Annotated in this window: 18 protein-coding genes; 8 read left to right on the plus strand and 10 right to left on the minus strand. The window is 49.4% G+C overall.

The annotated features are described in order from the left end of the window. Positions 1-47 precede the first annotated feature (47 nt). On the plus strand, positions 48-962 hold the full coding sequence (locus NF212_RS19350) for an aldose 1-epimerase (RefSeq protein ID WP_434362445.1): 915 nt from the start codon (positions 48-50) through the stop codon (positions 960-962). A 151-nt stretch (positions 963-1,113) separates the two neighbouring features. Here the strand turns inward: NF212_RS19350 and NF212_RS19355 are convergent, their stop codons facing one another. Continuing rightward, complete coding sequence (locus NF212_RS19355) at positions 1,114-2,691, minus strand: aldehyde dehydrogenase (NADP(+)) (RefSeq protein WP_434362446.1); 1,578 nt, start codon at positions 2,689-2,691, stop codon at positions 1,114-1,116. Positions 2,692-2,915: 224 nt separating this feature from the next. After that, positions 2,916-4,139, minus strand: a complete 1,224-nt coding sequence (locus NF212_RS19360) for a mandelate racemase/muconate lactonizing enzyme family protein (RefSeq protein WP_434362447.1) — start codon at positions 4,137-4,139, stop codon at positions 2,916-2,918. 438 nt (positions 4,140-4,577) lie between these two features. On the opposite strand from NF212_RS19360, the gene NF212_RS19365 reads away from it, so the two are divergent. The 3 genes from NF212_RS19365 to NF212_RS19375 all read left to right on the plus strand — a co-directional run bounded on the left by NF212_RS19365 (position 4,578) and on the right by NF212_RS19375 (position 7,627). Further along, the gene (locus NF212_RS19365; RefSeq protein ID WP_434362448.1) at positions 4,578-5,531 is read left to right on the plus strand and encodes a Bug family tripartite tricarboxylate transporter substrate binding protein; all 954 of its coding nucleotides are present in this window, start codon (positions 4,578-4,580) and stop codon (positions 5,529-5,531) included. A gap of 76 nt (positions 5,532-5,607) precedes the next feature. Then, entirely contained in the window at positions 5,608-6,135 is a 528-nt protein-coding gene (locus NF212_RS19370; protein WP_434362449.1) for a tripartite tricarboxylate transporter TctB family protein, read from the plus strand. Further along, positions 6,128-7,627: a tripartite tricarboxylate transporter permease gene (locus NF212_RS19375; RefSeq protein WP_434362450.1), complete on the plus strand. Its 1,500-nt coding sequence runs from the start codon at positions 6,128-6,130 to the stop codon at positions 7,625-7,627. The genes NF212_RS19370 and NF212_RS19375 overlap by 8 nt, the downstream gene beginning before the upstream one ends. Positions 7,628-7,697: 70 nt before the next feature. On the opposite strand, the gene NF212_RS19380 is transcribed toward NF212_RS19375, so the two are convergent. Both NF212_RS19380 and NF212_RS19385 read right to left on the minus strand, forming a co-directional pair. Further along, a complete protein-coding gene (locus tag NF212_RS19380; RefSeq protein ID WP_434362451.1) occupies positions 7,698-9,077 on the minus strand; it encodes a class II fumarate hydratase in 1,380 nt (459 codons plus the stop codon). A gap of 21 nt (positions 9,078-9,098) precedes the next feature. Then, positions 9,099-9,470, minus strand: coding sequence for a hypothetical protein (locus tag NF212_RS19385; RefSeq protein WP_434362452.1), 372 nt, complete (start codon positions 9,468-9,470; stop codon positions 9,099-9,101). Between the two features lie 219 nt (positions 9,471-9,689). Here NF212_RS19385 and NF212_RS19390 point away from each other — a divergent pair, with 219 nt between their 5' ends. Beyond that, a complete protein-coding gene (locus NF212_RS19390; RefSeq protein ID WP_434362453.1) occupies positions 9,690-11,270 on the plus strand; it encodes an alkaline phosphatase D family protein in 1,581 nt (526 codons plus the stop codon). A 112-nt stretch (positions 11,271-11,382) separates the two neighbouring features. Here the strand turns inward: NF212_RS19390 and NF212_RS19395 are convergent, their stop codons facing one another. The 6 genes from NF212_RS19395 to NF212_RS19420 form a co-directional block, all read right to left on the minus strand. Beyond that, positions 11,383-11,922, minus strand: a complete 540-nt coding sequence (locus NF212_RS19395; RefSeq protein WP_434362455.1) for a DUF3332 domain-containing protein — start codon at positions 11,920-11,922, stop codon at positions 11,383-11,385. A gap of 289 nt (positions 11,923-12,211) precedes the next feature. Continuing rightward, complete coding sequence (locus NF212_RS19400) at positions 12,212-13,669, minus strand: sensor domain-containing diguanylate cyclase (RefSeq protein WP_434362457.1); 1,458 nt, start codon at positions 13,667-13,669, stop codon at positions 12,212-12,214. Positions 13,670-13,671: 2 nt separating this feature from the next. Next, complete coding sequence (locus NF212_RS19405; RefSeq protein ID WP_434362458.1) at positions 13,672-14,808, minus strand: FIST signal transduction protein; 1,137 nt, start codon at positions 14,806-14,808, stop codon at positions 13,672-13,674. 89 nt (positions 14,809-14,897) lie between these two features. Beyond that, positions 14,898-15,665 (minus strand): 3-hydroxybutyrate dehydrogenase, encoded by a 768-nt coding sequence (locus tag NF212_RS19410; RefSeq protein WP_434362459.1) that lies wholly within the window; start codon positions 15,663-15,665, stop codon positions 14,898-14,900. Next, positions 15,662-16,327 carry a response regulator gene (locus tag NF212_RS19415; RefSeq protein WP_434362460.1) on the minus strand — a complete coding sequence of 222 codons (666 nt, stop codon included), beginning with the start codon at positions 16,325-16,327 and terminating at the stop codon, positions 15,662-15,664. Before NF212_RS19415 ends, NF212_RS19410 begins: the two co-directional genes overlap by 4 nt. Before the next feature lie 32 nt (positions 16,328-16,359). Continuing rightward, a complete protein-coding gene (locus NF212_RS19420; protein ID WP_434362461.1) occupies positions 16,360-17,751 on the minus strand; it encodes a cache domain-containing protein in 1,392 nt (463 codons plus the stop codon). A 211-nt stretch (positions 17,752-17,962) separates the two neighbouring features. Here NF212_RS19420 and NF212_RS19425 point away from each other — a divergent pair, with 211 nt between their 5' ends. Genes NF212_RS19425 through NF212_RS19435 form a run of 3 tightly spaced genes read left to right on the plus strand, consistent with a single transcriptional unit; the run spans position 17,963 to position 20,966 of the window. Beyond that, entirely contained in the window at positions 17,963-18,997 is a 1,035-nt protein-coding gene (locus NF212_RS19425; RefSeq protein ID WP_434363026.1) for a TRAP transporter substrate-binding protein, read from the plus strand. A gap of 59 nt (positions 18,998-19,056) precedes the next feature. Further along, a complete protein-coding gene (locus tag NF212_RS19430; protein WP_434362462.1) occupies positions 19,057-19,581 on the plus strand; it encodes a TRAP transporter small permease subunit in 525 nt (174 codons plus the stop codon). Next, on the plus strand, positions 19,581-20,966 hold the full coding sequence (locus NF212_RS19435) for a TRAP transporter large permease (protein WP_434362463.1): 1,386 nt from the start codon (positions 19,581-19,583) through the stop codon (positions 20,964-20,966). The genes NF212_RS19430 and NF212_RS19435 overlap by 1 nt, the downstream gene beginning before the upstream one ends. The last annotated feature ends 2 nt before the right edge of the window (positions 20,967-20,968 follow it).

Raw genomic sequence — 20,968 nt, forward strand, 5'->3', positions numbered from 1 at the left:
CAGCCGGATTTTGGCTTTTCAAAATAGTTTCGGGACAGGACAACGCCATGAACAGGGACGACGTAATACAGCTGGCAAACAAAGTAAACCGGGTAACCGTTGTTCCATCTTATGGAGGGCGGATAACTGGTTGGGATACGCTGACAGACACCTGCTGGACGCCAGTTCTGAAAAAGATCTCAACGAATACATGTAACCCCTTATTCCCCGAAAAGGGTGGCTGCTTTCCACTGGTACCATTTTCAAACCGAATTGCTCACGGACATTTTCAATTTCAGGGGAAAACAGTTCTCCAGCCAGCCCATCCTGTTGCCTCCCCCCACGCAATGCATGGGCATGGAAATACAAGCAACTGGACAGTAACCCGACGGGGTTCAGATTTCGTAGAAATGAGTTATCGGCACAAGAAGGACAGTTGGCCGTGGGACTATATCGCCACACAAAAAATATCCATTGATGACAATGGACTGGAATGCGAATTGTCCGTACAAAACTTGGCCGATAGTGACATGCCTGTTGGTCTTGGGTTCCACCCTTATTTCGCAAATCCTGGCAATGCTACCGTTTATTTCGATGCGGAAGAATGCTGGCCTTTTGGATCATCAATGATACCCGAAGGCGCGTGCACCATTAGAGATGAATGGTCAACTAAGCATGGTTACGCCATTAAAGGGAATGATTTGACCTTGGGCTATTCAGGATGGAAACAGCACGCGAAGATAGAATGGCGTTCACCAAACCTGTCCATTGCCATCAAATCAAGCGAAAACTTGGATCACTTAATCCTGCATATACCACCTCAAGCTGATTATTGGTGCTTGGAGCCCGTCAGCCATGTAACTGATACATTTAACCTGATATCAAAAGGCATTAAAAACACCGGGCATATTGTTTTAGCCCCTGGAGGATTTACAAAAGCGACAACTCGCTTTGACATTGAACGGCTAATCAGCAGCAAATAAGTACGTCCCCCTCATGCCTTTGTCCTTATATTCCCGACTGCAAAGCCCCAGTCCAAAGCGGTATTGTATTGGACTGGGGCAGTAAATAATGGAAAGACGCAAAACGATGGTTCAATGAATCAGGCAAAAAAAATTCTTAGAAATTGCTCATTCACTTTAGGATTCGCCCATCTATTAATCGTGTAACCCGTTGCGGATTATCATCTCGAAGCGCCTCTGGCATCAACCACGCGGGAATATCCTGATAGCAGACCGGGCGTAAAAATCGTTGTATAGAAGCACTGCCAACAGATGTAGAGCGGCTGTCAGATGTCGACGGGTACGGACCTCCATGCACCATTGAGTGACAGACCTCCACACCGGTTGGGAAACCATTGCACAATATGCGGCCTGCTTTTCTCTCCAGGATTGGCAGCAGTCTCTTCACCAGGTCAGCATCAGATTCATCCATATGGAGTGTCGCGGTGAGCTGCCCTTCCAGGTTCTCCGCAATTTGCTTAAATTCATCTTCTGACTCACAGGCAATCACAAGTGAGCTTGCACCAAATATTTCCTCTGACAGACGTTCATCAGCAAGAAAATGAAGCGCCGTAGTAAAGTAAAGCCTGGCCCGGCATTGGTTGAGACCATTTTCAACACGTCCATGGGATATTTCCACGACAGAGTCATCATTTTTCATTTTGGTACTGGCTTTGGCATAGGCCTGATAGATTCCCGGTGTCAGCATAGTTTGAGGCTCTGAGGCTCCTAGCTCTTTAGATACCACCTCTAAAAACTTATCAAGTGCCGGTCCGACCTTAGCAATAACAAGCCCAGGATTGGTACATAGCTGCCCAGCCCCCATTGTCAGTGAAGAGACAAATTTTTTCGCGATATCTTCACCCCGGTTTTTTAAAGCCCCTTGCATAAGGAACACCGGATTACTGCTGCTCATTTCTGCATATACCGGAATAGGTTCCGGCCGATGGAATGCAACATTCATTAACGCGGTCCCTCCGGCACGGGATCCCGTGAAACCGACAGCTTTAACTCTGTGATCCGATACCAGAGTTGTTCCTATTTCGTTTCCTACGCCAAATAGAAGAGCGAATACGCCCTCATGAAGACCACAGGATTTCACCGCATTTTGAATAGCGCGACCAACCAGCTCGGAAGCACCGGGATGTGCAGAATGGCCTTTCACGATAACCGGTGCTCCTGCTGCAAGCGCTGACGCGGTGTCTCCCCCGGCAACTGAAAAAGCCAACGGGAAATTACTCGCCCCAAATACTGCCACAGGCCCTAGAGGGATATGTTGCATGCGTAAATCAGATCGAGGAAGAGGCTGCCTTCCGGGTATTGCAGAATCAACTCTGATGCCTAACCAACTGCCTTCGCGGACAAGTTCCGCAAACATGTACAATTGACCAATGGTTCGCGCCCGCTCTCCTTCAAGCCTCACAGTAGGAAGTCCACTTTCCTGACTGGCCCGGAGAATCAATTCATCCCCCAGCAACGCGATTTCTCGTGCGATTTCTTCCAGAAATCTCGCGCGTTCTTCCAAACTGGTAAGGCGATAGCTGTCAAAAGCCTCCCATGCCAAAGCACAGGCATGATCTACATCTTCACCAGTGCCACCACCAAAAACAGGCTCCATTACATTTCCGGTGGCAGGGTTTACCGCACTAAATCCTTGCTGTTTTCCGAATATTTCTTCTGAACCAATCAGCATGCATCCTTTCACGTTCATAGACATCTCTCTTTTTAACGAAAACCCCGGTATTAGGAATTTGGCGTGCAGCCAAGTATTACGGCATATTGAATAAGCCGTTCGTAATACGTTATTTCAGCCATTAGGACGTATATCTTTCAAAATTCGGCTGTTGCTTCTTTTAAAAAAAACAATACAGATGCGAACCCTGAAAAAAGTATTTTTAAATAGGAATTAGAAAGTTAAGTGCTTTCCCACTTCTCTCAGTTCTTAGTGTTCCTCTTGGAATTCAGAAAACTTGCCCGAGAATATTTGGGCTGAAAATATACGTGTTCATTAAACGTACCGTTTTCGTAATCTCCTGAATCAGGGCTCCCCGGAATACTGACGTTCCTTTTACTCGGGTATTTTTTCACCAAATCTTTATTCAAAGCCACACCTAGGCCTGGCCTGTCAGGGACGACAAGTTTTCCACCAGAAACGTCTATCGGATAGTCAATAATTTGCTCTTTCAGATCGCAATCCCGCTGAAAACGTTCCATTGAGAGGCAGTTTGGAATGCTTGCCATCACATGGAGAGCTGCATATTCCCCGACAGGCCCCAAGCTTCCTGCATGCGGGGCAATAGTTGCAAATTCAGCTTCTGCCAATGCTGCTATTTTTTTCATCTGGGTTATACCGCCACAGCGTCCCGTGTCCGGCTGCAGGACATTCACGCCCAAAGAAAGTAACTCCCGGTAACTCCATATTCCGCCTTTACGCTCCCCGGCAGCAAGGGGGATGTTCACCCTTTCACCGACAGCTCTCAGGCCTTCCGGATATTCAGGCGCAACTGGATCCTCAAGAAATAAAAGATCAAAGGGTTCAAGAGCCTGGCCGACTGCAACAGCATCTTTGGGGGACAGCCATGCGGGGCCATGTAAATCAACGGCAATATCCACCTCATTCCCAACAACCCGGCGAACTGCTTCTGTCTTGGAAACGATGTTTTTAATACCACCTAATTTGACAATGCTGTATCCGTTTTTAACCGCTTTGGCAGCACTTTGGGCTGAACCCGCGTGAACATAGACCTTCACCTGATCCCGGATTTTACCGCCGAGAAGATTGTAGACCGGCGTATTCAACGCTTTCCCTTTTAAGTCCCAAAGTGCCATGTCAATTCCCGTCATAGCACCAAAACCGACGGTTCCTGTCTGGCCATGCCCCATCATGGCATTAAGCATTTTTTGCCATATTCTTTCCGATTGGAAAACATCATCCCCGATGAGCAGTTCCGCCAGGTCTGCCACCGCCCGCTCAACCACCCGTGGCCACCCGCTGCACTCACCGATACCTGAAAGGCCACACTCAGTAACTATTTCCACAAACAACCAGTTACGACTGCCGGCAGTGTGGTCGCTTGAGGAATGATTCTCCCCTCCCCACGCTGTTTCACCAGCTAACGGCGCCTGCATCAACAATGTTCTTATTTCTGCTATTTTCACGGTGGAACCTCTTTTTAAAAGGGCATACTCAAGTGCTTTATCCCCGGCTTTTATTCGATGCTGTGACTTTTTCTAAATGTATTGGTTAATTATTAATCCTATTCAATAGCACGCCACCACTCAACCAAAATTAACATATATTTACATCTTGTAGGGATTAATATTCACAATATGTCTTAAGTTAGTCATTGAAGCGTTTTGAGTGAAACTGCCAAGATGTGTGATTTAATCTTTATATATCAATATATTGTGATATTTTTAAATTAACTTAATCAACCAATGTCATATTTGAATATTTGATCAAAATACTATAATTAGTAATAGTTGTTTGACAACATATTTGCTGTCATCCAGTATGAAGAACGTGAAATGAGAAAGTTCGTTAACTGTTTCACCTCTTACTAAAATACAACTGATAGAACGAAGCAAAGGACAGCTATGAAACTTCTAAAAACGATTGTGTGTTCACTTGCGATTGCTTTGCCGGGTGTATCCGCCGCGGCAAGCGACTACCCTACCCGTCCTGTAACCATTGTCGTCCCTTACGGTCCGGGCGGTTCAACGGACGTTTTAATGCGTGTCACAGCAAAACACCTTGAAACGCATTTGGGTCAGAAAATTATTGTAAAAAATGTTCCCGGTGCTGGCGGCAGCATTGGATGGACTCAGGCCAAAAAAGCGAAAGCTGATGGCTACACCATTGCCCCGCTGACCAACTCCATGATGGTCAGACAAGAAATTGGTGCCAGCCAGGTAGGCGTGCACGACTTCACACCAGTAGCAAACCTTGGCTATGTATCCCTGACGGTTACCGGTAAAGGCAAAGGCGGTAAATACAATGATTTCGGAGAACTGGTTGAAGCCGCCAAAAAAACACCAGGGGAAATTTCGATCGGTATGTCTATAGGCACTCCGGCCCAGTTTGCTGCGGCAGAAGCTGAAAACGCATCAGGTGCGAAATTCAAACTTGTAAACACCGGTGATGGCGGCTCACGTAAAGCAGCAGCCCTGGGTGGCCACATTGACTCATTCATTCAGCCAATCAACGGCGTGGCAGCGGGTCACAAGGATGGCAGCCTGAAAGTGCTGGCGGTGATGTCTGAGGAACGCCTTCCATTCCTGGCTGATATTCCAACAGCGAAAGAGCTTGGTGTCGATATTGTGTACCAGCTGTTTTACGGTATGGGTGTGCCAAAAGGCACCTCCGAAGATCGTATTGCGGTACTTCAAAAAGCATTTGCCGACCTTGGTGACAACCAAGCCTACCAAAAAGAGTTGGAAGGCATGAGCTTCCTGTGGTCTTACTCAAAAGGAGACGAGTTCCAAAACGTTATTAACAACGTTGAAGAGTCTGTTATTTTCCTTGCAAAAGATCTGGGCTTCAAAAAATAAAATGATCATCCTCTGATCGTGGAAAAGAGGTGGGGTTGATAGTCAGCTCCGCCTCTCAGTTTTAAGGTTGAGCATCATGTTGAAATACAAGTCAGACCATTCTCATACCTCAGGAAAGGAATTAGATAAAACACCGATCAACAGACTCGATTCTGATGGGATATTTTCCTTAGTGATTGTTGCTGTATGTATAATACTTTTCACACGCAGCTTCTATCTCCCTGACGTACAATGGGATCCTATGGGAATGGCAGCATGGCCTCGCGTAATTATTATTATTCTGGCTATGCTCGCAATACAAAACCTCTTCACAAAATATCGAAATAAATCTGAGCTATTCAAAGTCGAATGGCCACTCTCCGATTTTTTTGTTATCGCTTTTCTGTGCTTGTACAGTTTTCTTTTGGAAACAGTCGGGTTTTATCTATTAACTCCACCAGCACTAATGGTATTGGCACTGTGGTGGTCGGGGTTTGAAAAGCGATTTTTTATTAAATCTTTCGTTACTTCTGTTTTAGCAACGTTATGGGTCTACGTTGTATTTGAACTGGGAGTGAGTCTTCAACTTCCTCTTGGGTTATTGGAGGGCCTGCAAGATGTATAGTCTCGACTTTGGGTTAATCGCCAGTTCATTCCAGTCACTCCTTGATCCTTTTACTATTACCATGCTTTTCCTTGGCGTGCTGGGCGGGCTGGTTGTTGGTGTTATGCCGGGACTCGGCCCAACATTGGCTGTTGCCCTGTTGATTCCGCTTACTTACCACCTCACCCCGGGCGAAGCTTTCAGTATTTTAACTGCCGTCTATGTCGGGGGCATGTCCGGCGGCGCTGTCAGTGCCATTTTGCTCCGGCTTCCCGGAACACCTGCGTCCATGGCAACACTGCTTGACGGCTTCCCATTGGCCCAGCAAGGGCAAGCAGCCAGGGCAATTGGAAATGCGGCAGTCGCAAGTTGTGTCGGGACCTGTATCGGGGGCATATTCCTGGTTATCGGTGCGCCATTGCTCGCAGAGTTTGCACTGAAGTTCCATTTCGCCGAGTACACGGCTGTGTGTATATTTGCCATGACGGCGGTGTCAGCTGTGACCGGTCGCTCGGTCAACAAAGGGCTCACCGCTGCAATGCTGGGAATGTTACTGGCAACGGTCGGAATCACGTCTGAGGACGGCCTCCCCCGATTCACATTTGGGATGGAAGCCCTTGAGTCCGGATTCCCTCTGCTGCCTGCGCTGATTGGTTTGTTCGCAGTGTCCCAACTGATGAAACTCAAGACCAACCAGCCGCCCTCGCCGGAACCTGTAAGCGTTGAAGAGGCCAAGGACAAAACTAAGTTTCTGCCAAGTTTTAAGGATATATTCGCCAACAAGCTCAATTATGCCCGGTCTGGTGTCATCGGTACGGTTGTGGGTGTAATGCCTGCACTCGGAGGCGGCCCGGCGGCGATGATTGCCTACGCGCAGGCGCGGGCGGCCTCTAAAGCGCCGACGAAATTCGGCAAAGGTTCGGTTGAAGGCCTGATTGCCTCAGAAACGGCAAATAACGCCACCATTGGTGGAGGTCTGATTATTGCCCTGACACTGGGTATTCCGGGGGATCCGACGTCAGCAGTACTGCTTGGCGGGCTTATGTTGCACGGTCTGGAGCCCGGCCCGTTCCTGTTTTTGAACAATGCCGATGTCTTGTACGCCATCTACTTCGCGCTCTTTGTCAGCAGTTTACTGATGGTGCTGATCCTGATGACGGGTGGGCGTCTACTGGTCAAAATTGTCGATGTCCCGAAATACGTCCTGAACCCGGTTGTCCTGTTGATGTGCGTATTCGGTGTTTATTCGTTGAACTACTCCACAACGTCCATCCTGATCATGGGCTCGTTCGGTATTCTCGGGTACGTACTGGATAAACTGAATTATCCGTTGCCACCACTGGTATTGGGGTTGATTATCGGGCCGTTGCTGGAAGGCAACCTCCGTAAAATGATCTCAACAGAGCACTCTTTGATGCCACTCTTCACCAACCCTATTGCCCTTGGCTTTATCGTACTGTCGGTTATTTCGCTGATTTATGCCCAGCGCTTGAGAAGCAAGGTCTCCGGCTGACCAGGCACCAGGAAAGTAGAGAACCAGGGAAGCAGGCTAATGCCTGCTCCCTTTTCAGGCTCTGACTTTCCTACATACCGCCATGGGTTAACTTGGCTGGATCAAGTAACTTTTCAAGCTCTTCAACCGTCAGGTCTGTATTTTCTGCCGCTACATCGATAACCGGCCTACCTTCTTTGTATGCCTGCTTGGCTATCTCAGCCGCTTTCAGGTAACCAATAACAGGGTTCAGGGCGGTTACCAGTATCGGATTGCGGGCCAACGCTTCATTCAACTTGTCTTCCCGCACAATAAAACCGGCTATGGCTTTGTCTGCCAGAAGCGGAGCCACATTCGACAGCAATTCAATGCTGTTGGTCAGGTTGGCCGCTATCATCGGTAACATGACATTCAGTTCAAAGTTGCCGGACTGCCCACCGACGGTAATCGCCGCATCATTGCCGATAACTTGCGCCGCCACCATCGCTGTTGCTTCAGGGATCACCGGGTTCACTTTGCCCGGCATGATAGAAGACCCCGGCTGCAACGCAGGGAGCTCGATTTCACCCAGCCCTGCCAGGGGGCCGGAATTCATCCAACGCAGGTCATTGGCAATCTTCATCAGGCTGACTGCCACGGTTTTGAGCTGTCCGGAAAGCGATACTGCTGCATCCTGGCTGGCAATATACGTAAATAGGTTCGGTGCTTTGTGGAAGGTGATACCTGTCAGCTCACCTAACTGCCGGTTAAACTCATCAGCAAAATCTGGATGGGCATTAATACCGGTCCCTACGGCCGTTCCGCCTTGCGGGAGTTGAGAGATTTGCTGTAGCTGCCCCCCAAGTTGTACCAGGTTAGCTTCCAACTGGCTCGCCCAGGTCTCAAGACTCTGGCTCATACGAACCGGCATAGCATCCATCAGGTGGGTGCGCCCGGTCTTCACGTATTTATCTACCTCTGCGGCTTTATCACGGATAACCTTGACCAAATGCTGGAGTGCCGGAATCAAACTGCCAGACACCCCAATCGCCGCGCTGACGTGAATCGCTGTCGGAATTACGTCATTGCTGCTCTGCCCGAAATTAACGTGGTCGTTTGCACTGACTGTCGAGCCAAGGTTCTTTGTTGCCAGAGTAGCAAGCACTTCATTGGCATTCATGTTGGAACTGGTGCCAGAGCCGGTCTGGAAAATGTCCACCGGGAAATGTTCCATCATGGCTTCATCGACAATCAGGGATTCGACAGCAGAAATAATGGCTTCCCCCATATCCGGCTTAATCAGGCCCAGTTTTACATTGGCCCTTGCGGCAGAGGCTTTTACCAGGAGTAACGCACGGATAAAACTTTCCGGCATGGTTTGCCCGCTGACGGGAAAGTTTTCGACAGCGCGCTGGGTCTGGGCACCATACAGGGCATTAGCCGGAACAGCCAGTTCGCCCATGCTGTCTCGCTCAATTCGGGTTTCACTCATGGTTCAGTCTTCCTTATGTTCCTAGTTCACGGCGGTATCCCGGTGAATATCAGTCAATGACCTTACTTTCAGGAAATAATGCCTGAGCGCATCATATTCTGCGTCTGTTTGCACCAATCGTTGCAATCGGTACAGGGGGAGGTTGATGGCATCAACACACTGTCTCCGCCAGTGCATCGGAACCAGATCGTCGCAGATGGTATCCAGCAACACAGTCAGTTCATCAGCGCAACATTTCCAGTCGGCACCGCGACAACGACAGCTTGAAGCCAGTTCCTTCTCCTTTAGCATCCACACTTGAAGCAGCCTTGGCTCATCGGGAAAACGTCCGTAACGCACCGCATCACGTAACCATTCCACCGTGTAGTTCTGGGTATCTGATAGTGCCTGCATCACTCCCTCCCGTTTGAAACAATACACATCATTAATGATATTGATAATGATTTGCATTTGATGATTTAACAAGAGAAAGATGCCTGTTTTGTGAGACGGAAACTCCTGCCGTCATTGTTGTGTCACCCGCACATAACACCTCGTTCACCGAGCTGTATTGCAGTTGGGTAACCATAAACATTGAACCATCCAGTCAAACCAAAAAGCAGTGAGGATGTTATGAGCAATGAGGATAAGTCCGGTGTTAACCGCCGTCAGTTCGTGCTGGGCTCCACCGCAGCGGCGGGTACGCTGTTTCTCGGCGGTTTTGCACCAGCATTTGCACGCAGTGGTAAACACCGGCCAACAACACCCTATGGTGTAATGAGTGGTGACATAACGCAGGGAGAGGCTGTTGTCTGGTCCCGCAGCGACAAGCCTGCACAAATGTGGGTCGACGTCGCCACCAACCCGGAATTCAACAATTCGGTCACCGTCCAGGGGCCGAATGCCATAAGCAACAGTGACTTTACCAGTAAACTCAACCTGACCGGTCTTCCATCAGGCCAGACTGTGCACTACCGAATCCGTTACCAGTCATTGGAAGACTGGCAGACCTGGGGCGAGCCGGCGGTTGGCAGCTTTGCCACACCACCGGCAGTCCGCACTGACATCCGTTTCCTGTGGTCCGGCGACACAGCCGGGCAAGGCTGGGGAATCAATGAAGAGTGGGGCGGCATGCGTATATACGAAACCATGCGCCAGACCAAGCCAGATTTCTTTATCCACTGTGGCGATACCATTTACGCCGATGGCCCGATGAAAGCAGAAGTTGATATGGGTAATGGCGAGGTGTGGAAGAATGTCATGACGGAAGAGAAAAGTAAGGTGGCAGAAACCCTTAAAGAGTTTCGTGGTAACTTTGCCTACAACTTAATGGACAAAAATGTTCGCGCCTTCAACGCTGAAGTACCAATGATCGTCCAGTGGGATGACCATGAAACCGTCAATAACTGGTACCCGGCGGAAGTGCTCAATGATCCCCGCTTCCAGAATGAAAGCAGCGTTGCGCTTTTGTCTGCCCGAGCCCGTGAAGCCTTCTTCGAATACAGCCCTATCCGCCGGTCAGTGGCAGATCCACAGCGTATTTACCGTAAGTTCCACTATGGCCCGTCGCTGGATGTGTTCGCCATCGATATGCGTTCCTACCGCGCAGACAATGGCAAGAATGACCAAATCGAGCCTTCGCAAGCCACACAGTTTTTGGGTAAGCAACAGCTTCGCTGGCTTAAACAGCAACTTCTGGCATCAAATGCTACGTGGAAGGTCATCGCCTCTGATATGCCGGTGGGTATGGTGGTTTATGACGACTGGAAAACCAAGTCTACATTCGAGAACCTGGCTAACGGTGACGGGGCGCCAAAAGGCAGGGAGCTTGAGATCGTCGAGCTACTCTCGTTCATCAAGATCAACAACATCCAGAACGTGGTTTGGCTCACTGCTGACGTCCACTATACGGCTGCACACTACTATGACCCGAATGAAGCCCAGTATCAGGACTTCCTGCCGTTTTATGAGTTTGTATCCGGTCCGCTCAACGCCGGGACATTCGGTCCCAACGACATGGACAACACATTCGGCCCACAGGTTCTGTTCAGCAAGCATCCCGAAGGAGGGAAAGTTAACCTCCCTCCGTCAGCTGGATTGCAGTTCTTCGGGCAGGTGGACATTGACGGGGAATCTGAAGCGATGACTGTCACACTGAAAGATCTTGTCGGTTCAAGTTTATATTCACTTACCCTGGAACCGAAAAAGTCCTGATATTTATCTTGTGGAAATTTTTACAAAAATAAATATTAAAAAAATATTTCCTATATAAAAAGGCGCCTTACCGGCGCCTTCTTTTTCAATAATAGCAATTCAAATAAGAGAATTAAGCTTTCATTGAAGCATACTGGTTCAGCTCATCAATGCTTACAGCAGAAACAAACTGGCCATCAAGGTAGAAGTTCACCATCTCACCGGCTTTTTCACCACGCAGTACCTTGTTAGAACCGTCGTTGTAAGCCACTTTCATTTCCAGTGTATTTGCATCGATCTGCTGCATTTCAGCAGACTTGATGTCCTGGTGCATTACGTTGGCCAAAGGTGCTTTGGTCAGATCCTTGTCAAGCTTGTCGTTAACCTTGAACACCGCATTAACCGGCATGTCCACCAGCGCAGGAGACTTACCTGTGATAGGGTTTTTGCCTGTCCAGAATTCAATGCTGTTAAAGATGAACAGGTCAGCAGTTGCTGCAATGCCGTAAACCGGGCTCATCAGCACATACAGGCCTGCACGACCGTAACGGTTATCTACCGCTGACAGGTTAGCTTTGGTCACCATGCTGCTCAGGCCCATTGAACCCATACAACCAGACAGGGAAGTTACCATTACCGCCGCAGCGATACATTTCAAAGTGAATTTTTTCATTTGCAATGAACTAAAAAAGTTAGGGAGCAGAATTATAAAAATAAAGAAGAATATTGAGAATCGAATTCTGATTAAAATGACGCCACATTGACACAACTGGTTATTAAACAGGCAGTCTTATTATTTCTATTTTTTTTGTGTTAAATAAACTGGCAAGAAATATCTTCCTAAAGATGTTTTATATTCATACGCACAATTAAATAACCTTTCCAACCCAACTGGACCGTAGTTCAACATCAACAAAACTTCGCATGAAACAGCGGCAAGCCGGCAGAAGAAGCTCACAAACCTACATCGCCTGTTCTTTGCCGTGCAGGGACATCGGGCAGAGCAGCACCTGATCACGTCCACGGCGCTTACACTGGTAAAGTGCATCGTCTGCTACGCGCAGCAAATCTTCCATGTCTACACCATGGCTTGGGAAGCAGGAAATACCGATACTGACAGTACACCACACCTCACCATTGGTGGTTTCAATAGCGGAGCCCCGTATCATTTTCCTGATCCTTTCAGCGGTTTTCTTGGCATTTGCCGGATCTGTCCCAGGTAAGGCGACAACAAACTCCTCCCCGCCAAACCGGCCCATGATATCCTTGCCACGCAACTGCCCCGAGACCGTAGACACAAATGCGCAAAGTGCATCATCCCCGGCGGAATGACCAAAGTTATCGTTGATACGCTTAAAGTGATCCAAATCCATCATCAGCAGTGAAACCGGCTCATCTCTATTTTTTGCCTCCTCCAGCAGCTTTTCCATCCGTCCGGTAAATTCTCTCCGGTTGAGAGCGCCCGTCAGTGGATCAACCGAAGCCAGTCGCCACAGCTCTTCTTCAAGGTTCTTCCGCTCCGTAATATCTCCGATGACATGTGCCAGAATTCGGTCATCATCAATATCAATTGATGCGACTCCGACATCCACAATAAAACCCGTCCCATCGGAACTGATAAGATGTCCATCGAACCGTTTTTCCTGAATCTCCCCAACCTCATGGGAAAGGGCTAGGTTACGAACTGCGATGTAGTCTTTCCGGCTGCTTTCAGCAAACAATGTGTGCATGTACTCACCCATGATTTTGTTTTTATCCAGGTGAAATTTTTCCTGTGCATAGCTGTTTATCATGGTAATGGCACCTGCAGAATTACAGATAACAATACCTACCGGCGCAACATGAACCATATACCGAAGTTGTTGCTGGCGGCGGCGGGACTTGATCAATGCTTCCTTCCGAAGCTTCTCCACCATCCTCCTTTCAGTAACATCGCGGAAAATCACCAGCACTTTAAGTCCGTCCAGCGGTGTCATCCGGGCTTCAACATATTGGGATTCCCCTTCGTTGACCAGGAGGTATTCAAGGGTTGTCACTTCCTGGGTTTTCCTCGCATCGGATAACTTGGACGCAAACACGTTTTCATCTGCCACAAAGGGCAAGGTATCAGGTTGATGACGCAGGAAATCACCGTCCTTAAACCGCTCAAACCCTGCACCACACCTGAATTCCAACAGGAAATTACTGTCATTGAAAATACCGGTGGTATCAGGGAATGCGGAGAGAAGCTTGTCTAACGAGACATTTCGTTCTTTAAGCTCTTCAGTGCTGATTGTCATTGCACGTCGCAACAACTGTTCGTTACGCTCAAAGGTCTTGTAAGCGCCAGTAACCAGATCCAGGAAGGCTTCAACCCGGGAATCATTAATTTCAGCTTCGCCAAAAATTTTATAGAGTTGCCGTTTTAGCAACTTATGCATTGCTATCCCTCTTTCAGCGTTGTGATTGTCATCGTCTGGTTATGGTGGAGACAATTGAGGCACTCACCCGAAGGGGAAAACTCTCCATAGGAATAAAACCCTGCAATCATTGTGTTTTCACCCAACACCTGAGAAACAGCGTCAACCTCTTCATCCGTCAACTGCTCAAGTAATATACGCCGCCCAACACAACTCACCAGTATGGCGACATCGGGTTGCGAACCGGTCCCGCAAGCCTCTGCGGCAGACTGAGCCCCTTCAATCAGCGACTTAAAATTACTCATCATTAAGTGCACCAGGGCTCCTTCAGGAACGGCACCGGCAAAAATGATGCTGCCATCCTCATCATCTATTGAGACCAGACTACGGATGATTTTTTGTTCACAATCAGGCAGAGCCACCTGGATAGGGAAGTTGTAACCGCTGCCTGGCAATTCATCCGCCAGTTCCCCGAGGTATTTTTTGTAGAGTTCAAAGGCGGGCTGGTAGTCGATCTCGTAGACGTGGGTACCTTCAGAATATGTCACGGTCCGCTCTGGCCCAAAGGCAAGCCAACCGCCTCCGATACCGAAACCCACGTCGAGCGACTCACCGTAGAAACCAACTGCGACTGCATGTCCAGAACTGAGTTTGTTGTCGAACAGAGTGAAGGTCTCTTCCCATTTGTTGTAGTCACCGGCAAGCCCACCGATAACCGGCACCCCATCCGGCAAAACTGAATTCAGCCCATAGGAGAGTTGGCTGCCCTCTATACTGGTGCCGTCACCCAAGACCATGACCAGTTTCAGGTTGTCCCCTTTCAGCCTGGAACCCAGGTTTTCCCCACACCAAAAGGATTTATCATAGGAAACTGGCAGGCATTCTACCTGAATCTGGGTAGACTCAAATTTCAGTACCGTCGCAACGACACTCTGCTCGATAACATGGATATCGCCTGTCCGAATTTCTCCGGCAGTAGAACAGCCTACGATCTGGCTTTCCGGCATTGCAGTTTGCAGTTGCCGGAACGCAGAAAGGAACTCGGGTTGGGATTGAACCCCAAAAACAACAACAAGACTTTGCGGAGAATCCAATGCAACCAACGCCTCAAACGCTTCCCAGCCGGATTCCTTGTCCCATACGGCTTGCTTACACTCCATGCAAATCCTCCTATTCGCATAATTGAGTATAGCTAAGCCTTTGAGATGCCTCCAACTAATGAGACCGATGGTTTAAACCAGAGACAGAATCAGCGTGCCGTCCAACCGCCGTCTAATGCAATTGCCTGTGCAGTGATATTTTTCGCCTGAGGTGAAACAAGAAACAACGCAGTTTCTGCCAGCTCTTCGAAATGGATAAATGCTTTTTTAGGCATCGGAACCAGCATAATGTCGTTAATGACTTCTTCTTCTGATATTCCGTTTGCGCGTGCCTGATCGGCAATCTGGTTTTCAACAAGAGGGGTCAATACATATGAGGGGCAAAGCGTATTAATGGTGATATCGGTATCCCCGGTTTCCAGTGCAACGGTTTTTGCAAACCCCAGCAAACCATGCTTGGCAGCGACATAGGCAGATTTATAAGGAGACGCAACAAGGCTGTGAATGGAACCCACATTGATAATGCGCCCGTAACCCCGCTCCCGCATTGATGGCAATAAGGTTTTAGTCAGCATCGCGGGTGCCGTCAACATAATATCAATCAGCAACTTCCAGCGATCTGACGGAAATTCCTCAAGCGGGGAGACATGCTGGATGCCGGCATTGTTCACCAGAATATCGACAGGCATATCCATTTGTTCCGGCAACGCATCTACCTGGGCCTGGTCAGTGACATCCATGACATGGCAATCAACCGTGATGCCTTCTTGTTCCAGTGCTTTGGCGGCTTCTGATAAATTGTCTGCGTTCACATCGGATAATGTGACGGTGTAACCTTTGATAGCAAAATGACGCCCAATTGCAAACCCGATACCGCTTGCTCCCCCGGTAACAAAAACGTGCTTCCCAACACTCATACAATCTCCTTTTGGCTGTTGTCCTGATGTACCCAGCCCTGTTCCAGGGCGTATTTAACCAACCCGGCGGTAGACGTCACCCCAAGCTTTTTCTTAACCCTCATCCGGTGGGTCTCTACTGTCCGGACACTGATGTTGAGTTCACGGGCAATGGTTTTGTTACAGGCTCCGTTGGCAATAAGGATCAGCACATCACGCTCACGGGGAGTCGGTTGGTTGTCCGGCAAGGCATCCTTGCGTTCCAGATCATCAACACTTTCCATCAATGTCTGAGACACTCCCGAGCTGAAATATGTCCCCCCGGCGGCAATGACTTCTAGTGCACGCACCAGCTCCATCGAGGATATTTCCTTTAGCAGGTACCCGCTGGCACCTGCATGCATGGCTGCCAGGATATATTCCTTATTACTGTGCATACTCAGCATCACTACTTTGACATCAGGCGCTTCACGCCGCAGCGTTTTCAGTACATCGATACCGTTCATACCCGGCATGGTGATATCTGTTAACAGAACATGGGGCTGCAGCCGTATGGCAAGTTCGCATGCGGTTTCCCCGTCACTCGCCGTACCGACTATTTCGAAAAGTGGCTGCCGCTGGAGCCGGTCCACAAGCCCATCCTGCAGCAATAAATGATCATCAGCCAAAACCAGCCGTATCATGTTTCCCCCTTACCCTTACAACCTGTCCTTGTTTAAACGGCCGCCGTCGGCAGAACCGGCAAAACCACCCGAATTTCCGTTCCTTCTTCCTGGCTGCTGTTTACTGCAAACCGTCCGTTAAGATACTCCACCCTTTCCCGCATGTTCCTGAGGCCCATAGAAGCATCCCCCTCCGCGGGTGCCGTACGGTTTTCCCTCATACCGGCCCCGTCATCTGCGATGGTCAGCATTACGTCACAACCCTCTTGCTGCAGAATCATGTCAATGGCTCCTGCACCGGAGTATTTTTCCGCATTGTGCAGCGCTTCCTGCGCCACTCGGTAAAGTGTCAGTTCCTGTTCAGGTGACAGCAGCTTTGAGCCAATATGGTGCTCGAACAGCACCTCAACCCCCGACCGCTCTGATACCTCTTTGGCCAGTGATTCGAGCGCCACCAGCAGCCCAAGATCATCAAGAATCGTTGGCCGGAGATCCCTGGAAATACGGCGCAGCTCCCCTACCGCCAAAGCTATTGCCTGCCTGCCCTTTTCAATATGCCCGGCGCGTTCCTGTTCATCGCCGGCTTCTTCAATGCTGTCGAGCCGGAATTTGGCCGACACCAGGATCTGGTTGATACCGTCATGAAGCTCCCTTGCAACCCGGTTCCGCTCTTCTTCCTGGGATTCGATTATCCGGCGGTTCAACTGCTGCAACTTGCTGTTTGCAAGCTGCCGCTCCCCGAGGTGGATCGATGTCGCAAAGCTTGCCAACACCCCAAGGGACACGACCAATGTCATCGCCAGGCCCAAAAATGTTTTGCTGATAGTCGCCTCAATTTTGTTGTTGATACTGGCGGTTTGTTTTTCAACATCATCAAGGTATACGCCAGTCCCAACCATCCAGCCCCACTTGTCCAAACCTATAGCGTAGCTGAGCTTTTCTACCGGTTCCTGACGGGAAGGTTTATGCCAGTAATAGGTCACAAAACCGCCACCGTCCTGGGCTTGCTTTATTAACGCCTGTAACAGCTTGAAACCCCGGTAATCCTCTACATCCCAGAGGTTTTTCCCAAGCAGTTCGCTTTGGTAAGGCAGCACCAGGTTGGTGCCATCGTAGGTGTAAGCAAAAAAATAGCCGTCATCCCCGAAGGTAAGGTTGTTAAGAATGGAAACCACCTGCTTTTTTGCATCCTCATCATCGGCAGAGGCGCTGTCATATATCGGCTCGATGGTCTTACGGGCAAGTTCAAGATATTTAAGCAGTTCCTGCTTTTTACTGGCGAGAGTTTCCCGCCGGATAAGCTGCGCTTCCTCAGCTGTCAACTTTCCGGACTGGTAATAAATAAGGCCGATGATGAGGGAGAACATGATCAAAAGAGGTGCAACAGCCAGTGTCAGTATCTGGTATTTGAATTTCGAGTCAGGATTTAGTGAGACCTTTATCACGCTGTCTTTCCCCGGTTACGTATTACTGCGTACAAGGCTTACGCGCTATACCTAATACATGCGAATGTTAATGGTATGTAACATAATTCTAGTGGTTAGATGACGTCAACTAAAGGGTGATAAACAAGCAAGTGCATACCGATGACATTCTTTAGCTTCGCTGTCTGCCGGATATCCAAACTAACCAAGGAGTGGATACATGAAACCAAAGATGAAGTTTGTTGCCGCAGCCGTTCTGGCGTGCGCTTCTGTGACCGCAACGGCTGCCGATAAAATTCTGCTGAAAACCCCTATCGCATTCGGCACCCACCTACCGGCACTGGGCACCCCAATTAAGTGGGTTTCAGAACGCATTACTGCCGTTACCGGCAACACCATCAAGATGAAAGTGTATGAACCGGGTAAGCTGGTGGCCCCCCTTGAAATACTCGATGCGGTTTCTTCTGGCAAAGTAAATTCAGGCTATGCCACTGCCGGTTACTGGCAGGGAAAAATGCCCGCGGCCCCGCTTTTTTCTGCTGTACCATTTGGCCCTGAAGCACCTGAGTACATGGCGTGGCTTTACTTTGGTAACGGCTTGAAGCTTTACCAGGAAATGTACGACCAGGCCGGCTACAACGTGAAAGTGGTGCCTTGCGCCATCATCTCTCCCGAAACCTCCGGTTGGTTTAAGAAGCCAATTGAAAGCCAGGAAGATCTCAAGGGCATGACCATGCGTTTCTTTGGCCTTGGTGGCCAGGTAATGGAAAAACTCGGGGTCGGTACGGTTCAGCTGCCTGGCGGTGAAATTTTCGGTGCGCTTGAAAAAGGGGCAATTGATGCGTCTGAATTCTCGCAACCGGCCATTGATGCGCGCCTGGGTTTCGACAAGATTGTCAAGTACAACTACTTCCCAGGCTGGCACCAGCAGTCCACGGTGTTTGAACTGCTGATCAACAAAGATACCTGGAACAAGATGGATAAATCCCAGCAGACCGGTATCGAAACTGTGTGTATGGCGTCTATGACCTACTCCATTGCGGAAGGTGAGTCCATGCAGTTCTCCGCCATGAAGAAATCTGCAGAAAACGGCGTCAAGCATATGTACTGGAGCGACGATATGCTGGATGTTTACCGTAATGCATGGCTCGAAGTGGTAGAAGAACAGAAGAAAGACCCGTTCTTCTCCAAAGTCTGGGCTGATTTCTCCCAGTTCCGTGAGAACTACAGCGTATGGGCAAGCAAAGGCTTCCTCCCGCGTAACTAAAACCATCACTGTCCGGGCAGCCACTCAACGGCTGCCCGCTTTCATTCCGGAGGCTGCTAATGACGGAACTGAATTCGCCTTCCGTACCTTTTGCTGACAGCATCGACAACATGGTCAAGGTGATAGGACGCACCCTGGCATGGAGTTATTTTTTTCTGGTGCTGGTTATCCTGCTCCAGGTGGTCTTGCGAAAAGTCTTTGATAACGGGCAGATAGCCCTGGAAGAGTTGCAATGGCATTTGTACGCAGTGGGCGTATTGTTCGGGCTTTCCTATGCCGAAGTCTATGGAGCAAATGTCCGGGTAGACATTTTTTACCACCGCTTTCCCCCCAGGGTAAAAGCGGCAATCGAAGTCTTTACGATTCTTTTCCTGCTTTGGCCGTTCCTTTATGTGGTCTTTATTCACTCCCTCGACTTTGTGTACGAGTCATGGCGAGTATCAGAGCGGTCCAATTCTCCTTCCGGCCTGCCCTGGCGCTGGCTGATTAAGTCGGCCATTCCGGCCAGTATGGTGCTGCTTGGCTTTACCAGCCTGTCGCGCCTGATTCGATCCATCGCCGTTATTCGCCAGGGAGGGAAATAATGGAAGCGAACGAGATTCTGATCCTCGGGATGTTCGGCACCTTTCTGGTGCTGCTGTTTATCGGCGTACCGGTGGCTTGGGTGCTATCCGGTGTGGGTGTCGGCTTCGCCTTTCTCGGTTACTACGCGGATCTGTATTTTGATACATGGACCGGGCTCGATTTCACCACGCTGGGGCTGGTGGTAAACCGTATTTATAAAATCATGGACAACTGGATACTGGTCGCCCTGCCCATGTTTATCTTTATGGGGAATATGCTGGATAAATCCGGTGTGGCTGACCGCCTGATGCACTCCATGCAAGCGTTGTTTGGCCGGGTTCACGGCGGGCTGGCGATCACTGTCACCGCTATTGGGATTATCCTCGCTGCATCCACCGGCATTATCGGTGCCTCGGTGGTGCTGCTGGCTATGATGTCCCTCCCTGCAATGATGAAACAGGGTTACCACCTGCCGCTGGCGCTCGGGACTGTCGCATCTGCCGGTACATTGGGTATCCTGCTGCCACCCTCCATCATGCTGGTAATCATGGCTGACCAACTCGGTCTTTCCGTTGGTGATCTCTTTATGGCCGCAATGTTTCCCGGCTTGTTGCTTGGCGGGATTTACATCGTTTACCTGTTGGGTGTTGGCATTGTCAGCCCACAGAAAATCCCACTTCCGGAGAATGTGAGAAAAGTAGACTGGCGGCTTATCGCTGAAGTGTTAAAAGCCATTATCCCCACCGTACTGCTTATTGTCGCGGTGCTAGGCTCCATCTTTACCGGCGTTGCCACACCCACGGAAGCATCCGGTGTCGGGGCATTTGGCGCCACACTTCTGGCAATTTATTACAAGAAGTTCTCTCTGGACGTACTGAAGGACGTACTGCACAACAGCTTCAAAACCACGGCGTACATTTTTGCTATTTTTATTGGTGCGTCATGCTTTGCCCTTGTATTACGCGAACTGGGCGGGGATGAGTTTATTGAAAGTATCTTTGCGGCACTGCCTTTTGGGCCTTATGGCGTGGTGGTGTTCATCCTGTTTGTGATTTTCCTGCTCGGGTTCTTCCTCGACTGGATTGAAATAACGCTGATTGTCCTGCCGCTGCTGACCCCGGTTGTAGGGGCACTGGATCTGCAAATTGGCCATTACCCGGCATTGGATGAGCCTGTGACAGTATGGTTTGTCATGCTGGTTGCCATGGCACTTCAAACCAGTTTCCTGACACCACCCGTGGGCTTTGCACTGTTTTACCTGAAAGGGGTTTGCCCACCTGGCGTAAGGCTTGCCGATATTTACCGGGGGGTTGTGCCGTTTATCATCCTCCAGCTTTTGGCACTTTCAGCGTTGGTATTCTGGCCTCAATTGGCACTCTGGTTACCTTCAGTCGCCTATTCATAATG

The sequence above is a fragment of the Parasalinivibrio latis genome, assembly GCF_036825535.1.
Classification (GTDB): Bacteria; Pseudomonadota; Gammaproteobacteria; order Enterobacterales; family Vibrionaceae; genus Parasalinivibrio; species Parasalinivibrio latis.

What these genes read in the sequence shown, in the direction of transcription:
- NF212_RS19350 (WP_434362445.1), top strand. Translation starts at nt 48, where the DNA reads ATGAACAGGGACGACGTAATACAGCTGGCAAACAAAGTAAACCGGGTA.
- NF212_RS19355 (WP_434362446.1), bottom strand. Translation starts at nt 2,691, where the DNA reads ATGAACGTGAAAGGATGCATGCTGATTGGTTCAGAAGAAATATTCGGA.
- NF212_RS19365 (WP_434362448.1), top strand. Translation starts at nt 4,578, where the DNA reads ATGAAACTTCTAAAAACGATTGTGTGTTCACTTGCGATTGCTTTGCCG.
- NF212_RS19370 (WP_434362449.1), top strand. Translation starts at nt 5,608, where the DNA reads ATGTTGAAATACAAGTCAGACCATTCTCATACCTCAGGAAAGGAATTA.
- NF212_RS19375 (WP_434362450.1), top strand. Translation starts at nt 6,128, where the DNA reads ATGTATAGTCTCGACTTTGGGTTAATCGCCAGTTCATTCCAGTCACTC.
- NF212_RS19380 (WP_434362451.1), bottom strand. Translation starts at nt 9,077, where the DNA reads ATGAGTGAAACCCGAATTGAGCGAGACAGCATGGGCGAACTGGCTGTT.
- NF212_RS19385 (WP_434362452.1), bottom strand. Translation starts at nt 9,470, where the DNA reads ATGCAGGCACTATCAGATACCCAGAACTACACGGTGGAATGGTTACGT.
- NF212_RS19390 (WP_434362453.1), top strand. Translation starts at nt 9,690, where the DNA reads ATGAGCAATGAGGATAAGTCCGGTGTTAACCGCCGTCAGTTCGTGCTG.
- NF212_RS19395 (WP_434362455.1), bottom strand. Translation starts at nt 11,922, where the DNA reads ATGAAAAAATTCACTTTGAAATGTATCGCTGCGGCGGTAATGGTAACT.
- NF212_RS19400 (WP_434362457.1), bottom strand. Translation starts at nt 13,669, where the DNA reads ATGCATAAGTTGCTAAAACGGCAACTCTATAAAATTTTTGGCGAAGCT.
- NF212_RS19405 (WP_434362458.1), bottom strand. Translation starts at nt 14,808, where the DNA reads ATGGAGTGTAAGCAAGCCGTATGGGACAAGGAATCCGGCTGGGAAGCG.
- NF212_RS19410 (WP_434362459.1), bottom strand. Translation starts at nt 15,665, where the DNA reads ATGAGTGTTGGGAAGCACGTTTTTGTTACCGGGGGAGCAAGCGGTATC.
- NF212_RS19415 (WP_434362460.1), bottom strand. Translation starts at nt 16,327, where the DNA reads ATGATACGGCTGGTTTTGGCTGATGATCATTTATTGCTGCAGGATGGG.
- NF212_RS19425 (WP_434363026.1), top strand. Translation starts at nt 17,963, where the DNA reads ATGAAGTTTGTTGCCGCAGCCGTTCTGGCGTGCGCTTCTGTGACCGCA.
- NF212_RS19430 (WP_434362462.1), top strand. Translation starts at nt 19,057, where the DNA reads ATGACGGAACTGAATTCGCCTTCCGTACCTTTTGCTGACAGCATCGAC.
- NF212_RS19435 (WP_434362463.1), top strand. Translation starts at nt 19,581, where the DNA reads ATGGAAGCGAACGAGATTCTGATCCTCGGGATGTTCGGCACCTTTCTG.